This is a genomic window from Streptomyces sp. S.PB5 (genome assembly GCF_030403745.1).
Lineage (GTDB): Bacteria > Actinomycetota > Actinomycetes > Streptomycetales > Streptomycetaceae > Streptomyces.
Map to the genome: position 1 here is coordinate 415,812 of NZ_JAQMWP010000002.1, position 14,697 is coordinate 430,508.

Consider the following 14,697-nt stretch of genomic DNA (forward strand, 5'->3'; position numbering starts at 1 on the left):
GAGCAGCGTTTTTTGTTCGAGTGGCGGATCGATGTCGCCGTGCCGGTGACCGTTTGCGACCTCGCAAGGCACCCCCGTGCCTGTTGCCCTGCCGGACTCAGTCGGACGGAGCGTCCCGGAGAGGATCGTACGTGCTGTGAAAGGTCAGGCCGGTGAAGGAATGCCCTTGGAACACGGGGCCGTTCACCGTGCCGCCGGTGATGCTGTTGTGTACAGTTCCAGCTGTTCCAGCTTCCGCTGTCGGGGCGAACTCCTCGACGAGCAGCCGGAGTTCGGTGACCGCGTCGGGGTCATGATGCAGCAGGGCGCGCAGACGTAGTCGCAGCAGTGCGGTGACGTCGCCGATGAGCGCTTCCTCGTCGGGAGACCCGGCCGCCGCGACCAAGGTGTCCCGGGTGCGCTCCAGTTCCCCGCTCACGGCGGCCTCGTCACCGCCACGCGAGAAGACATGCAGTACACGTTGCTTCGCCTGCTCCCATGTCTCGGTGACCATGAGGCCGACTGCCGTGGTCGCTCCGCTGGTGATGAGTGTAGCCAACTCGGCTTCCACGGCGCCCCCTTGACGGTGTGGACCCTCGCACGGTGCCACGTGTGTCCACGGTAGGTGCGAGGAGCGCGGTCCGCCAGCGGTGTGCCCGGCACCGGCCTCTCCCGGACGCGGACGATCGAATGCGTGACATCGGGCGCCAACCTGCGCCAGTGTCCCTACAGTTGAGGCACCTCGATGAGCAGGGGGAGCTCAATGGATGCTGTGGAAGGCGAAGCCGGTGGCCTCGGTGAGTCGGCGTTGACCTTCTGGGTCTCGTACGACGAGGAAGCGGAGGGCTCGGGGGACTCGATGGGGCTGTTCGGCGGGAGCGGTGAAGCCGTGCTGCGCAGCATTCCCCTGGGCCCGCTGCGCAAGAACCTCACGGAGGCGGTCGACGCGCTGCAAGGGCTGTTCGCCGACATCACCGCACGCGGCGGCCCGCTCCCGTTGTGCGAAGTGCAGTTGTCCTTCCAGGTGTCAGCGAGCGGCGGCGTCCAGTTCGTCGGCACCTCGCAGATGCAGAGCGGCCGCGGCATCGTCCTGGTCTTCCGGCAGTGACAGGCGGCCTGGCAGCGTGGGGACCTACAAGGCGCTGCTCGTCGGTGCCAGCGACTACGAGATGCACGGAATCCAGTCCTTGCCTTTCATCCCCGGGGACTTGGCGCGGCTGTCGGCCGTCCTGCGTACCCACGGCTTCCAGAGCGTGGACGTCTACTCCCGCGCCGACAGCGGCAGACACATCACCGCCAACTTCATCAACGCCCGCGTCGCCGGATTCCTCCGCCGAGCCAGTCCCAGCGACACTCTCCTGATTCTGCTCAGCGGCCACGGCGTCCACGCCCGCGGCACTGACTACCTGGTGCCCGAGGACATCGACGAGGACACACACCCCTTCGAGTCCGGCTGCGTGGCCATCGACTGGCGGCACCTCCTCGACGAAACTGCGGCGGCTCACGTGGTCATCCTCATTGACGCCTGCCGTGAGGGCATCGACCAGGACTCCATGGGCGTCTCGAGCGTCAAGGGATGGGGCCGGCAGAAGGTCCGTGCCGCGCTGCGCCGCAAAGTGGCGTACGTGTACGCCTGTTCACCAGCTCAGCTCTCGCTCTTCGTCCAGGGACATGAGCAGGTGCAGGACCGCCGGGACCACGGAACCGTGCCAGGGGAGTCGTTCAGCCTCTTCTCCCGTTCGGTGTCCGACGTCGTGGCGTCGCTGCCGCAGGGATTCCCGCTGTCGCTCCTCGATTTCAAAGACCGGACCGAGAAGCGGGTGACGGAACTGCACCGGGCGTACGGGAAGCGAGGTGAGCCTCAGTCGATCCGGGTGGTGACCGACATCGCCCAGCACGACTTCTACTTCCTGCCACCCCCACCCATGCCTCAGGGCAACGGGCTGTTGCCCGGAGAAACCCTCCGGGCCGGCCACTCGGTCAGCTCGGCCAATGGTGCTTTCACGTTCACGTACCAGGCCGATGGCAACCTCGTGCTGTACCGCGAGAGCGACGGCCTCCCCTTGTGGAGCGCGGCCACCGGCGACCGACCTGTCGGGGTGTGCATCTTGAACGGCGACGGCAGTCTCGTCGTCTATGACGCAGCGGGCCATGAGATCTGGGCATCCGGCACCCTCGGCAACCCAGGGAGCCGACTGGTCATCGAAGACGACGGGAATGCCGTCATCCGTGGATCGGACGGCACGCCCCTCTGGACGACCGACACAGCCGCACCGCCCGATGCCTCGTCGAGCGCATGGGCAGGCCCCCGGCAGATGCCGGCCTCGCAGCTCCCGGACCGGGCAGCCACCATGTCCGGCCCCGGGGACCGGAGTGATACGACCCTTCATGCTGCGCCCGCGACCGCTCCGGACGACTGGTTCAGCCGCTTGTACGGGCTTGACGGGCAAGGGGGCCTCTACAGCGAGGGCGATCGGACCGACCTGCCCGTACCGTCCGCCCCACTGGAACCGCAGCCCGGCCCCGTGCAGCGGGAGCCCCGGCCGCCAGAACGGATCCGGAAGCTGCTGGCCGCCTGGCGCTCCCGGCGCAAAGCGGCGGCGGAACGGCGCGCCGCACTGCACGCCCAGCAGGCCCCGGCCGCCCCCGTCTGGTCCGGCTTCTGGCTGCCCAACTCTCCGGTACGCACTCTCATCGCCTGCGTGTTCATGCCAGGAGTCACCCTACCCGCGCTCGGCATCGCCACGACCGGTTTCACGGCCGGGCTCACTCATCGGAATGGGCCTCCCGTGTACGGCCTCGTCTTCTACGCCGTCATCGTCTCGATGGCGCTGTTCATCCTGTGGGTCTTCGCACTGGTGGCTTGCGTTCCTCTCGTCGAGTACGGCTCCGATCACGTCATGCAACATCCGCGGCAGGACGTGAGCGGGGCGATCGCGGGGCTCGTCGTCTTCAGCTACATCCCCGGCACCCTCTACACACTGATCACGGGGCTCGTCGAACCGCGATGGCTCGGTCCCATAAACACTTTGGGGTACGAGTTCGCCCACGCCGTGGGCCTGTTCTAGAGCCACCGTCAGCTGAAGACCGCGGTCCTGTTGCCGTGGATCAGGTCGCGGCTGTGGCAGTGCCACTTGACGGCACGGGCCAGGCGTTCGGCCTCGAGGCCGACTGTGATGAGGCGGGCAGGGTCGGCTCGGTGGTCGACGCCGATGATCTCCTGCTCGGTGATCGGGCCTTCGTCGAGGTCTGCGGTGACGTAGTGGGCGGTCGCGCCGGCGACCGTCTCTGCCCAGCTTCCGGCCAGCCATGCGGGCGTGCCTGCCGTGTTGCTCCATGAAGACGGTGCTCAAGCCCTTGCCGAAGGGACTCAGTACCATGAATGAGACGTGTGTGCGAATTGGTGCTAAGGAGAGTCCCATGGCCTACGAACTTGAAAAGCGCCTGGTCATCGGTATCGCCTCCAGCGCCCTGTTCGACCTGGCGGAGGCAGATGTCGTCTTCCGTGAGAAGGGGGAGGAGGCATACCGTGCCTACCAGGCCCAGCATCTCGACGACACGCTGGGTAAAGGAGTCGCCTTCCCCTTCATCCGTAGACTGCTGTCTTTGAACGACCTCGCACCCGAGGACCCTCTGGTTGAGGTTATCGTCCTGTCTCGCAACGATCCCGACACGGGCCTGCGGGTCATGCGGTCCATCCAGACCTACGGCCTGCCGATCAGCCGAGCCATCTTCATGCAGGGCCGCTCGCCGTACCGCTTCATGCCTGCCTTGAACATGTCCCTGTTCTTGTCCGCGAACGAGGACGACGTCCGGGAGGCCGTCAGCCTCGGGCTGCCCGCCGGGCGTGTGCTGGATCTTGCGGCAGTCGATGAAGCCGACGACCAGGATCTGCGGATCGCTTTCGACTTCGACGGAGTCCTCGCGGACGACGCCTCGGAGCAGGTCTACCAGACCGACGGCATCGAAGGGTTCCGCTCCCACGAGACGATGAACGCCGCCACCCCGCACGACGCTGGGCCGCTGCGGGACTTCCTCGCCAGCGTGAACCGGCTCCAGCAACGTGAAGAAGAGCAGCGGGCCAATGACCCCGACTACAAGATCCGCGTCCACGTCTCCCTCGTCACCGCCCGCAACGCACCTGCTCACGAACGCGCCGTGCGCAGCCTGAAGGGCTGGGGCGTGACCGTCAACGACGCCTTCTTCCTTGGGGGTGTAGACAAAAGCACGATCATGGGAGTCCTCAAGCCCCACATCTTCTTCGACGACCAGGTCAGCCACCTAGTCGGCACGGCCCGTAGCACACCCAGCGTGCACGTCCCCTTCGGGAAGATCAACGAACGAGATGACTCGGCGCCGGCCGAAGCGCACGAGTGAGGCTGCTGCCACACGGCGAGGCGGTGTGAATAGCTCCGACCGCACGGCGCGTCCTCGAAATCCTGCGTGGATGCCTGTCGGATAGGCCGTTCGACACCGCGGTCTGAGTCGGAGGAAGTGGCCGTGGGAACAGTCGGCGTCCCCGAGGCGAAAGACCTGCCTGTGGTCGAGCGGGACGTCGACGGTGTACAGGGCGACGGGCTGGCCGAGCTTCTACGACCCGCGGGACTCCGATGCGGTGGAACTCATCGAGGACCGGTCGCACGGGATGGTGCGGACCGAGGTGCGGTGTGCGCGGTGCGGGTCGCATCTCGGGCATGTCTTCGAGGGTGAGGGGTATGCGACGCCGACGGATCAGCGGTACTGCATCAACAGCATCTCGTTGCGGCTGACGCCGGACGAGGGCTGAGGCCCGGCCGGGGCGTGCTGTGCGGTGACCCCGTCCACCCGCGCTTGGAGTAGGAGAGGACGCCGGTGAGAGCGATCCTCAGGAGCGCGCGTAGTTCGATGGGCAGCGCCACCCTCTCGTCGGCGGACTGGGGCCACCGGTAGAGGGGCCCCAGACAGGTGTCCCGCAGCGTGTTGCCGGCGGACATGCATCGCTCCAACCGAACGGTGGCGTCGTCATCCTCGTGGGCCGGCGACTTCTCCATGAGGACACGCAGTTTCTCCTGACGCTGCTGTGCCCAGCTGTGCGTGGAAGGGCTCGTTCATCACCGGAACCGACGCCCGCCACCACGACCTGTCCACGATGATGTCCCGCCTCTTCTCGTACCGGGCGCTCCACCACCCCGGACGCGTGCACTACGTCTACATCGGTGCCGACCGCATCAGCTTCCACGCCGGCTTCCGGGCCGCCGATACGGAGACCGGGTCACCATCGATGTCGCGAGCCACGGCGTACGGCTGTCGCATCCGTCGGTGTGGACACCCCGGCCGGAGGAGGAGTGAGCTCCGTGGCCCGGTTGCGCAGGCTCAGCAACGTCGAAGCGGTGTTCGCGTACACCCGCGCGCTGATGCCCGGCACCACACAGGTCACCACGCACCTCACGGCCGGCGGCGACATCGATCCGCAGCAGCTGCGCGAGGCGGCCGAACGCTGGGCGGGCGCACTGCCGCTGCTGTCCAGGTGTGACCCGGGGCCGCCCGACGGCCGACGCCGGCAGGGCCTAGGCGGTCCCGTCGTGGCGGAGGACCAGGTCGAGGAGGCCGGGGAAGCGCGCGTCGAACTCGGCCCGGCGCAGTCGGTTGAGCCGCTTGGGTCCGGCATCGCGCTGCTCCAGGAGCCCGGCCTCGCGCAGCACCGTGAAGTGGCGGCTGAGCGTCGCCTTGGTGACCGGCACGTCGAAGCTGCCGCACGGCCGTTCCCAGTCGCCGGCCTGCGCCAACTCCCGTACCAGGGACTGCCGGACCGGGTCGGCGAGGGCGAGCAGCGCCGTCTCCAGCGACACGTCGTCCGGATCCGTGTGGACCGGCGGGGCGCGGTGGCCCGCGGCCGCCCGCTGCTGGGTCTGTTCCGCCATGACTGGATGCTCCGTTCCGACTCGCTCGGCCCGTGACGCGTGCCGTGCACGGATTGCAGAGTGTTCGATGATCTGCGTACACTCCGAGTGTTCGTCTATGAGCGAACACTCTAGCGGAGTCGGAGGCGCAACGCCCGGCTTCCGTCCCCCCACCCTGCCTTCGGCACCCCTGGAAGGAAGGCCCGTGCCACACAACCGACCCCACACCGCTCGGCCGGGACTGACGTTGGTCGCGGCCTGTCTGGGCTTCGTGGTCGTCATCCTGGACGTCAGCGTCGTCAATGTCGCCACCAAGGCGCTCGCCGCGGACTTCGGAGGCAGCCTGTCCGGCCTGGAGTGGTTGATCAACGGCTACACGCTCACCTTCGCCGCCTTCCTCCTGACCGCCGGCGCCATGGGCGATCGCTACGACCCCAAGCAGATCTTCATGCTCGGCTTCGCGCTCTTCGCCGTGACGTCCCTGGCGTGCGGTGCCGCGCCCTCACTGGTGGCCCTGATCGCGGCCCGCGTCGTCCAGGGAGTCGGCGCCGCCATGATCGTGCCGTCGTCCCTGTCGATCGTGAACACCAACTTCCCCGACCCCGCCGAGCGCACCCGCGCCGTGAGCCTGTGGGCCGCCGCGGGCGGACTCGCCCTCGCACTCGGCCCGGTCGTGGGCGGCCTCCTGGTGGACTCGCTGGGCTGGCGCTCGATCTTCTACGTCAACGTCCCGATCGCCGCCGTCGGCATCGTGCTCGTACGGGCCTACGCGCGTCCCGCCCCCGCCCGCGCCCGCGACGCCTCGGTCCGCCGCTCGCTCGACCTGCCCGGTCAGCTGCTGGCCGTCGTCGGCCTCGGTGCCCTCACCGGAGCGATCGTGGAGGCGAACGCCCAAGGCTGGACCTCGGCCACCGTCCTGACCTGCCTCGCGGTCTTCCTGGTCGCGCTGGCCGGCTTCGTCGCCGCGGAGCGCCGCAGCGGGGACCCGATGCTGCCCCTCCACCTCTTCGGCCGGAGGGCGTTCACCGCCACGTCCCTCATCGGCGGGCTGCTCAACTTCTCCTTCTACGGCCTGATCTTTGTCTTCAGCCTCTTCTTCCAGCAGATCTGGGACTACTCGCCCATCGGCGCCGGGCTCGCGTTCCTGCCGATGACGGCGGCCATCATGATCGCGAACCTGTTGTGCGGCCCGCTCGTCAAGCGCCACGGCGCCCGTACGGTGCTGATCACCGGCAACACCCTGGCCGCCGTCGGTTACCTGGCCACCGTGCCGGTCGTCGACTCCGGGGCCTACGCGCAGATGGCCGTCCAGTTCGTCATCGCCGGATTCGGCCTCGGCCTGGTCGTCCCGTCCATGACGAACGCCATGCTGGGCTCGGTGGACCCGGTCAACGCCGGCATCGCCTCCGGCGTCCTCAACGCCTCGCGCCAGCTGGGCGGGCTCATCGGGGTCGCGGTGATGGGCCTGCTCGTCGGACAGGCGTCCTCGGACCGGTTCCTGTCCGGGCTGCGGGCCGCCCTGGTCTGGGCGGTGGTCGCGCTCGTGATCGGCGGGGTGCTGAGCGCGATCGGCCTGCGCAGGCCCACGCCGTCCGCCGAACCGGCGCCCCCCTCCGCCGCGCCCCGGACCGAGCCCGCTCCCAGTGCCGCCGACGCGCGCTGACCGCGTCCGTCCGAGCCGCACACCGAACTCGCCGCCGCGGGAGGCTTCCGCCTCCAGGACTTCAAGAGCCGCCTCGTCCGCACGGACCCACTGCTTCCCAACGGACCCACTACTTCACAGATGACGGCACCTACGAGCAGTCCTTCGTCAACCTCGACGTACGCACCTTGCCGGCGAATCCACCGAGGACCGGGCGACCATCAGCGACGTCGCCCCGCCGTGCTCGCCGGCGCCTTCGAAGCGTCCCTGCGTGAAACGGTCTGTGACATCTCGGTCCAGATCAACGAACTGGACCGCCCGGGCTTCACCCGCACCCGGTCCTGTGGATCACCACAGCCGCCCCGCGTCCTGACATGAGCATCTCGCTGCGGCTGACGCCGGACGAGGGCTGATCCGGGCGTACCGCCCAGCCCCGCATGGGTTTGAGACACAGGTGCGGTGCGGACTTGGTGAGCGCGAATTGCGGCAGCTCCGCCGACCGGCCTCCGGCGAGTCGGCTGGAGGTGTGGGTCGGCGGAGCTGCCGCATGCCCTACGGCGTGATGCCCTTGCTTGCGGTCGTCCTCACGAGCGGCGGGTGCGGCGGGTCATGTAGATCGTGCCGGCGCCGAGGGCGATCACCACGGCGGCGCCGCCGGCTATGAGGCCGGCCGGCGCGCTGGAGCCCGTCTCGGCCAGCGGCGGGGTGCTGTCGCTGGGCGAAGGCGTCGGCGTGGCGGGCGGAGTCGACTCCAGCGGGGGGACGTCCGGGGTGGTCGGCGGCGTGGTGGAGGTGGAGGGCGACGGGGTGGTGGGCGGCGTCGTCTCCGGAGCGGGCGGCTGGCCGGCCGGCGGAGTGCTCGGGGTGGTCGGCGTCGACTCCGAGGGCGTGGGGGTGGGGGAGTCGGGCTCCTCGGGGGTGCAGGGCTTGTCGCCGCCGTTCCAGGCCGCGATGAGGTGGTACGGGGTGACGATGTTGTCGGGCTGGTACGGGGCGGGGCCGTGACCCTCTTCCGACTTGCCGTCGTAGATGATGTCGTCGCCGTACAGGTCGATCTGCCCGTAGCAGTCGGGCGACTTCACCGACAGCTTCTGCCAGGTCCGGTCGCCCGCGTCGGCGAGGTCGGCGGCGGTGAGGTAGACCGTGGCGTGGTCGACGAGCGTCTGGCGGCCGGAGGTGTACCAGTTGGAGCCTTCGGTGGTGTACTCGGCCAGCGAGACCGGGTACTTGCAGCCGTCGCCGACCGTCTGTCCCGGGGCCAGGCGGACCTCGACGGTGCCGGGGGCGGTGTCCCACTGGTGGAAGCCGCCCTGCGAGGTCCAGTCGGCACCGACCGGGTTTCCGTCGGCGCCGACGATGCGGTACTGCACGGTGGCGGACTGGCAGCCGCCTGCCGTCGTGGCGCTCGCGGAAGTGGCCCCGAGCAGGGGGGTGGCACAGGCGAGGAAAGCGGTTGCGGCGAGGGCGGCCGACGTTCTGGGGCGTGGGGAGCGCGTCAAGTTGTGCCTCTGAGGAATTGAGAATGTGGGAGGTGGCTGAGCGCGAGCGGCCGACACACGAACAGGCAGAAGTCTGTGGTGGTGCCACTCGCATCACTTGGCTCACTTCAGAAGCAGCGAGCGACCTGAATTCTTGTCGCCTTTCACAACTTCCGTCAATCTTTCGCGAGTTCAGCACAATCTCAACTCGGTGACGGTTGGTCTTCGTGGGCGTTCTGTGAGCCTTCGCGCGGGTTCACCTTCTGGTCGGTGAAGCCCAGTTCGGTCAGGGCCCGGTCGATGCGGGCCCGGTGGTCGGCCTCCCAGGTGTCCAGGGACTCCTCGGCCTCCTTGGCGAGCTTCGCCCGGGCGGCCTCCAGGATCTCCTCCCGGCGGCCGGCGGGGACGACGACCACGCCCTCCTCGTCGGCGACCACGATGTCGCCGGGGTGGATGAGAACGCCGCCGACGCGGACCGGTTCGCCGAGGGTGCCGAGTTTCTTCTTCGTGCCGGGGATGGGGATGACACCGCGGGCGAAGACCGGGAAGGCGGCCTCGCGGACCTCGGCGAGGTCGCGGATGAGGCCGTCGGCGACGAAGGCGGTGACACCGCGGCGCTGGGCCACGGCGCAGACGTTGCCGCCGGCCAGCGCGTAGTCCAGGTCGCCGGACTCGACCACGATGACCGAGCCGGGCTCGGCGCGGTGGATCGCGGCGTGCAGCATCAGGTTGTCGCCGGGCTCGCAGCGCACCGTGTAGGCGGGACCGGCGACGCGCGGGGCGTTCCACAGCGGGCGGATGCCGATGTCCATGACCTGGGCGCGACCCAGCAGGTCGGCGAGGGTGGTGGGGGGAACGTTCTCGAAGGTGCCGGCTGCGGTGTCTGCGGTCTCTGCGGTGTCCATCGTTCCATTCGATCTCGTTCCCGCCGTTCTTCTCAAGATCGACGGGGTAAAGACCGCGCCTGAAAAGTTGCCCGGAGTCCCGGCCCGTGCCGCCATGGACGGGGGATCATGACGGAGTCCGGAGCGCACATGACCGACGTGGCGACGTCCGACGAGCGTCCCTCCGCCGCCGCCTGGCGCAACCTGGTGACGGCCACCGTCGGGTTCGCGCTCACCTTCTGGGCGTGGAACCTGATCGCCCCGCTGGCCTCGGACTTCGACGACGACCTCCACATGGCGTCCTTCGCACAGTCCGAACTGGTCGCCATCCCCGTGCTGGTGGGTTCCCTCGGACGGGTGCCGGTGAGCGCGCTCACCGACCGCTACGGGGCGCGGGTGATGTTCCCGCTGGGCGACGCCGCCCATGCCCATGCCGAAGATGCCGAGCGCCGCGCCCGGGCCCAGGACGAAGCCCACGATGATCAGCGACACGTACGAGGTGCGGGTCGGGACGAGGAGCAGCACCGGCACGATCGTCAGGGCACTGACCACCGTCTACTCGGTCCTCGCCTGGTTCCTCGTCAACGACCGGCCTGACCGTCCCGGCCCCCACTGCACCTTGGCCGTGCACGGACCTCGCAGCGCGTCCGGCCGTGCACGGACCTCCCCGCACCTTGGCGTGCACGGACGTCACAGGCACCCTCGACCACCCATCGAGACCCCACAGCACCTCCGCCGCCCACGGACCCCACAGCACCCTCCGCCCTCTCACCCCCTCACAACACCTTCCGCCGCACCAGCTCCGACAACACCAGCACCCCCGGCACCAGCGGCAGCCACACCGTCAGCACCCGGTAGCCGACCACGGTCGCCGTCGCCAGACCCAGCGTCGTGCCGAAGGCGACCAGCGCGAACACCAGCGCCGCGTCCACCGGCCCGATGCCGCCCGGCGCCGGCACCGCCCCCACCGCCGTACTCGCGGCGAGGAACGCGAACGTCACCTGGGTCCAGGACAGCGGCAGGCCGAGCGCGGCGCCGACGCAGGTGAGCACGGCCGCCTGGAGCAGCGGGGTCGCGGCCGCGCCGCCCCACAGGGCGAGGACGCGGGAGGGGCGGGTGTGCAGCAGGCGTACGTCGGTCAGGGCGGTGCGGACGAAGCCGCGTACGGGGCGGACGAACGTCAGCAGCAGGGCGACCGTGATCAGGCCGAGCGCCACGGCCACGGCGGGGACGAGCAGCGCGCGCCGGTCGGGGACGAGCTCGCCGAGGTGCAGCAGGCCGGGTGAGGCCAGGACGAAGGCGGCCAGTACGACGGTCTTCGCGACCGGTCTGGCCAGCGAGTACAGGGCGAGGGAGGCCGTGGCGCGGGTCAGCGGGACGCCCTGGCGCTGCAGGAAGCGCAGGGTGACGGCGTGGGCGCCGATGCCGGCGGGCAGGACGTGGTTGGCGGCGCCGGCGGCGAACTGGGAGGCGAGGAGCGGGCCCGGCGGCAACCTCTCGGGGACGGCCCCCTGCCGGGCGCAGGCCGCCGCGACCCAGCCGAGGCAGGTGAAGAAGACCCCGGCCAGCAGCCACCAGGGGTCGGCGCCGACCAGCAGTGCGGCACCGTCGTAGGCGGAACGGCGGTCGATCAGCAGCCAGGCCGCGATCAGCGCGAGGGGGAGCAGGATCAGCGCCATGCGGGTCAGGCGGGCGCCGGGGGTGGGGACGGAGAGCGGGAGCGTGGTCATGGCACACGTCGTCCTTCCATGTCGCGCCCGCGGGGGACGGGCGGATGGGAGGCAGGGGGAGCGGAAAGCGGGGGGAGGGCGAGCGGCGAGCAGGGGAGCCGGGGGAGCCGGGGGACGGCTCGGGGAGGGCCTGGGGACGACGGAAATGTGCCCGTGCGGTGTGACGCCGGGGTGTCCTGGAGCCGAAAGCTGCACGACAACTGGCCGAGGAGAGCACCGCAAATGCACCGCTCCAAGACAGGTGGTGAATCAAACTATCCGGCATGATGTTGACTTTCGGCTGAATCAGCCAGAAGAATCCGGACGTGGCCCCTACAGCGCACACGACCGCCGACCCCGTCCTCCCGTCCGACCTGGACGAGGCCGCGCACCGCTGTCTCGTCGCCGGGTTCGACGGCACCACGACCTTCCCCGACACCCTGAAACGACTGGTCGACCGGGGTCTCGGCGGGGTCATCCTGTTCACCAGGAACGTCCGGGACGCGGAGCAGGTCCGGGAGCTCACCGACGCGCTGCGGGCGATCCGGCCGGATCTGCTGGTCGCCATCGACAACGAGGGCGGCGGCATCGGCCATCTCGTCGGCGCGGGCGCGCCCGAGGTCCCCGGCTCCTACGCCCTCGGCGTCGCCGACGACCCCAACCTCACCGCCCGCTGCGCCGACGCCCTCGCCGGGCACCTCGCGACCCTCGGCATCAGCGTCTCGTACGCGCCCGTCGCCGACCTCCAGCACCTGCCGAGCAACCCGATCGTGCGCACCCGCTCCTTCGGCGCAGGACCCGGACTCGCCGCCCGGCATCTGCGTGCCTGGATCACCGCCACCGAGGGGCGCGGCATCGCCTCCTGCGCCAAGCACTTCCCCGGCCACGGCGGCACCGACACCGACAGCCACCACGGCATCGCGGTCGACCCACGGCCGATCGACGCGCTCCGCGCCGATCTGGAACCCTTCCGGGCCGCCGTCGCCGCCGGGGTGCCGATGCTGATGAGCGCGCACGTCGTCTTCCCGGCGCTGGACGCCAACCGGCCCGCCACCCTCAGCCGCCGCATCCTCGGCGATCTGCTCCGGCACGACCTCGGCTTCGACGGGGTCCTGGTCAGCGACGCCCTGGAGATGAAGGCGATCGCCGACGAGTACGGCGAGGCGGCGGGCGCCCGGATCGCCCTCGCCGCCGGAGCCGACCAGGTCATCGTCGCCGTACCGGACCTCGAGGTCACGCTGGCCTGCCGGGACGCGGTCCTCGACGCGCTCGCCTCCGGTGTGCTGGCCGAGGAGCGGGTGCGGGAGGCGGCGGAACGGGTGCGGCGGCTCGCCGAGCGGTACGCGACCCCGGCCACGGCCGTCGCCCCGTGGGACGCCGGCGCCGGTCTGGAGGCCGCGCGCCGGGCCGTACGCGGCCAGGGTGCGCCGGCCGCGGTGCGCGGTGCGCATGTCGTCGACCTGTTCCCGCATCCGCACCCCGCCCTGAACTGGGGCGGCGAGGATCTGCTCACCGAGGTCCGGGCCCTGGACCCGTCGGCCGTCGGCACGGCGATCGCCGGTGAACCGGAGTATCCCTCGGCCCTCGTCGACGGCATCCTGCGCAGCGGCCGTCCGCTGATCGTCGCCACCTCCGATGCCGGGCTCCACCCCTGGCAGGCGCATCTGCGCGCCGCCCTCCTGGCCCGGCGGCCCGACGCGATACGCGTCGACACCGGGCTGCCGGAGGGCGGCGCGCTGTGCTCGTACGGGCGGGGGCGGGTGAATCTGCGGGCCGTCGCAGAGGTGCTCATCGGCGGCTGATCAGGACGGTCGCAGGCCGATCAGGACGACGGTCGCAGGACCTCCTTGATGCCGCGCGCCGCCAAGTACCCCTCGTCCTCGGCCCGTTCGGCCAGTACGACGGCCGGACGCGCCCCCTCCGTCCGCAACCGCATCCACTCCTCGAAGTACGCCCCGCCCGGACCCGACAGCGACCGGGTGCCCGGTGTGCAGTCCAACAGCAGGGCGGTGTCACGGGGTTGGGCGGTGAGCGGCTCGGCGATCGTCTGCCGCAGCGCCTCGGCGATCGGCTTGGGGCGGCCCGTGGCGTCGAACAGGCCCAGCGTGTACTCGAGTTCGGGGAAGTCCACGAGCGAACGGTCGACGTCGTGGGAGCACCACCACGTCACGCCCCACAGGTTCTCGCACCCGGCCGCGTTGCGTACGGTCGCCCGCGCGAACTCCGGGGCGTCGGCGGCCGGGATGTGCGGTTCCGGCGCCCCGGTCTCCTGGACCCACACCGGACGGGCCGGGTCGTCGGCGTACGCCTTCGCCAACTCGGTGCCGTACTCGGCGAGATGACGGACCTGCGGGGAGCGCGGGCCGTAGCGCTGGGCGCAGCCGCCGGAGAAGACCCAGGGATGCACGGTGGTCAGATCGCCCTTGCGGGCCGAGGCCTCGGGGGTGAAGGGGTGGTCGTCGCCGTACCAGGCGGCGTCGTACGCGGAGTGGGTGACCAGGCCGCCCTGCGCGCCGAGTCCGTCCCGGGCGGCGGCGAGGAGGGTGTCGAGGTAGTGGTCCACCTCGGCCGGGGTCACCGGGTTGTGCTCGACGAGGTTGTTGAGTTCGTTGCCGAGCTGGAGGCCGAGGAGGTGGGGGCGGCCGGCGAGGGCGCGTCCGAGGGCGCGCAGCAGGTCCGCCTGGGCCTCGACGGCGTCCGGGTCGGTGAAGACGTTGCGGTGGTGCCAGCTGCGGGTCCACTCCGGGTAGAAGTCGAAGCTCGACAGATGACCCTGGACGCCGTCCACCAGGACGTCGAGCCCGGTCTCGCCCGCGATGTCGACGAGCTGGACGAGCTGGTCGACGGCGGCCGGGCGGACGAGGTTCCGGTTGGGCTGGAGGAGCGGCCACAGATGGAAGACGCGGACGTGGTCGAGCCCCAGGGCGGCTATCTGCTCCAGGTCCTCGCGGGCGTGCGCCGGGTCGAAGTCCTGCCAGGAGTGGAACCAGCCGCGGCGGGGCGTGTAGTTGACGCCGAAGCGGAGCGTACCGATGGGATCCTCCTCGGGTTGGGTGCCGGTTCGGTGAGAGTTCGATGCCGGTCGGCTCTTGTCCTGCGCGAATGTATCAACCACCATAGTCAGCG

11 protein-coding genes and 3 pseudogenes are annotated in these 14,697 nt (G+C 70.2%); 7 read left to right on the plus strand and 7 right to left on the minus strand.

Annotated features, from left to right (window positions below; all coding sequences use genetic code 11):
* Window positions 1-97: 97 nt before the first annotated feature.
* Complete coding sequence (locus PH203_RS06745) at window positions 98-538, minus strand: hypothetical protein (protein WP_354671233.1); 441 nt, start codon at window positions 536-538, stop codon at window positions 98-100.
* A 204-nt stretch (window positions 539-742) separates the two neighbouring features.
* On the opposite strand from PH203_RS06745, the gene PH203_RS06750 reads away from it, so the two are divergent.
* Together PH203_RS06750 and PH203_RS06755 are read left to right on the plus strand one after the other, a co-directional pair.
* Entirely contained in the window at window positions 743-1,087 is a 345-nt protein-coding gene (locus PH203_RS06750; protein ID WP_289917481.1) for a hypothetical protein, read from the plus strand.
* A gap of 16 nt (window positions 1,088-1,103) precedes the next feature.
* Complete coding sequence (locus PH203_RS06755) at window positions 1,104-3,047, plus strand: caspase family protein (RefSeq protein WP_289917482.1); 1,944 nt, start codon at window positions 1,104-1,106, stop codon at window positions 3,045-3,047.
* A gap of 8 nt (window positions 3,048-3,055) precedes the next feature.
* Here PH203_RS06755 and purU read toward each other — a convergent pair.
* Window positions 3,056-3,262: pseudogene (gene purU / locus PH203_RS06760) on the minus strand (formyltetrahydrofolate deformylase); the annotation flags it as partial.
* Between the two features lie 137 nt (window positions 3,263-3,399).
* Between purU and PH203_RS06765 the strand changes: the two are divergent.
* Window positions 3,400-4,356 carry a 5'-nucleotidase gene (locus PH203_RS06765; protein WP_289917484.1) on the plus strand — a complete coding sequence of 319 codons (957 nt, stop codon included), beginning with the start codon at window positions 3,400-3,402 and terminating at the stop codon, window positions 4,354-4,356.
* Window positions 4,357-4,555: 199 nt separating this feature from the next.
* Window positions 4,556-4,765: pseudogene (locus tag PH203_RS06770) on the plus strand (peptide-methionine (R)-S-oxide reductase); the annotation flags it as partial.
* Between the two features lie 760 nt (window positions 4,766-5,525).
* Here the strand turns inward: PH203_RS06770 and PH203_RS06775 are convergent.
* Window positions 5,526-5,879: a helix-turn-helix domain-containing protein gene (locus tag PH203_RS06775; RefSeq protein ID WP_289917485.1), complete on the minus strand. Its 354-nt coding sequence runs from the start codon at window positions 5,877-5,879 to the stop codon at window positions 5,526-5,528.
* Window positions 5,880-6,063: 184 nt separating this feature from the next.
* On the opposite strand from PH203_RS06775, the gene PH203_RS06780 reads away from it, so the two are divergent.
* Window positions 6,064-7,521: an MFS transporter gene (locus PH203_RS06780; RefSeq protein ID WP_289917488.1), complete on the plus strand. Its 1,458-nt coding sequence runs from the start codon at window positions 6,064-6,066 to the stop codon at window positions 7,519-7,521.
* A 563-nt stretch (window positions 7,522-8,084) separates the two neighbouring features.
* On the opposite strand, the gene PH203_RS06785 is transcribed toward PH203_RS06780, so the two are convergent.
* Window positions 8,085-8,999 carry an LAETG motif-containing sortase-dependent surface protein gene (locus PH203_RS06785; protein ID WP_289917491.1) on the minus strand — a complete coding sequence of 305 codons (915 nt, stop codon included), beginning with the start codon at window positions 8,997-8,999 and terminating at the stop codon, window positions 8,085-8,087.
* Between the two features lie 182 nt (window positions 9,000-9,181).
* Window positions 9,182-9,883, minus strand: a complete 702-nt coding sequence (locus PH203_RS06790) for an RraA family protein (protein ID WP_289917493.1) — start codon at window positions 9,881-9,883, stop codon at window positions 9,182-9,184.
* Between the two features lie 108 nt (window positions 9,884-9,991).
* Here PH203_RS06790 and PH203_RS06795 point away from each other — a divergent pair.
* Window positions 9,992-10,273: pseudogene (locus tag PH203_RS06795) on the plus strand (MFS transporter); the annotation flags it as partial.
* 365 nt (window positions 10,274-10,638) lie between these two features.
* Here PH203_RS06795 and PH203_RS06800 read toward each other — a convergent pair.
* Complete coding sequence (locus PH203_RS06800; RefSeq protein ID WP_289917497.1) at window positions 10,639-11,592, minus strand: lysylphosphatidylglycerol synthase transmembrane domain-containing protein; 954 nt, start codon at window positions 11,590-11,592, stop codon at window positions 10,639-10,641.
* 305 nt (window positions 11,593-11,897) lie between these two features.
* On the opposite strand from PH203_RS06800, the gene PH203_RS06805 reads away from it, so the two are divergent.
* Window positions 11,898-13,373, plus strand: coding sequence for a glycoside hydrolase family 3 N-terminal domain-containing protein (locus tag PH203_RS06805; protein ID WP_289917499.1), 1,476 nt, complete (start codon window positions 11,898-11,900; stop codon window positions 13,371-13,373).
* Window positions 13,374-13,393: 20 nt separating this feature from the next.
* On the opposite strand, the gene PH203_RS06810 is transcribed toward PH203_RS06805, so the two are convergent.
* The gene (locus tag PH203_RS06810; protein ID WP_289917502.1) at window positions 13,394-14,689 is read right to left on the minus strand and encodes a cellulase family glycosylhydrolase; all 1,296 of its coding nucleotides are present in this window, start codon (window positions 14,687-14,689) and stop codon (window positions 13,394-13,396) included.
* Between the last annotated feature and the right edge of the window lie 8 nt (window positions 14,690-14,697).

Excerpts from the sequence above, each read along its gene's own strand:
- PH203_RS06750 (WP_289917481.1), top strand. The coding sequence starts at position 743 with ATGGATGCTGTGGAAGGCGAAGCCGGTGGCCTCGGTGAGTCGGCGTTG.
- PH203_RS06790 (WP_289917493.1), bottom strand. The coding sequence starts at position 9,883 with ATGGACACCGCAGAGACCGCAGACACCGCAGCCGGCACCTTCGAGAAC.
- PH203_RS06775 (WP_289917485.1), bottom strand. The coding sequence starts at position 5,879 with ATGGCGGAACAGACCCAGCAGCGGGCGGCCGCGGGCCACCGCGCCCCG.
- PH203_RS06810 (WP_289917502.1), bottom strand. The coding sequence starts at position 14,689 with ATGGTGGTTGATACATTCGCGCAGGACAAGAGCCGACCGGCATCGAAC.
- PH203_RS06800 (WP_289917497.1), bottom strand. The coding sequence starts at position 11,592 with ATGACCACGCTCCCGCTCTCCGTCCCCACCCCCGGCGCCCGCCTGACC.
- PH203_RS06765 (WP_289917484.1), top strand. The coding sequence starts at position 3,400 with ATGGCCTACGAACTTGAAAAGCGCCTGGTCATCGGTATCGCCTCCAGC.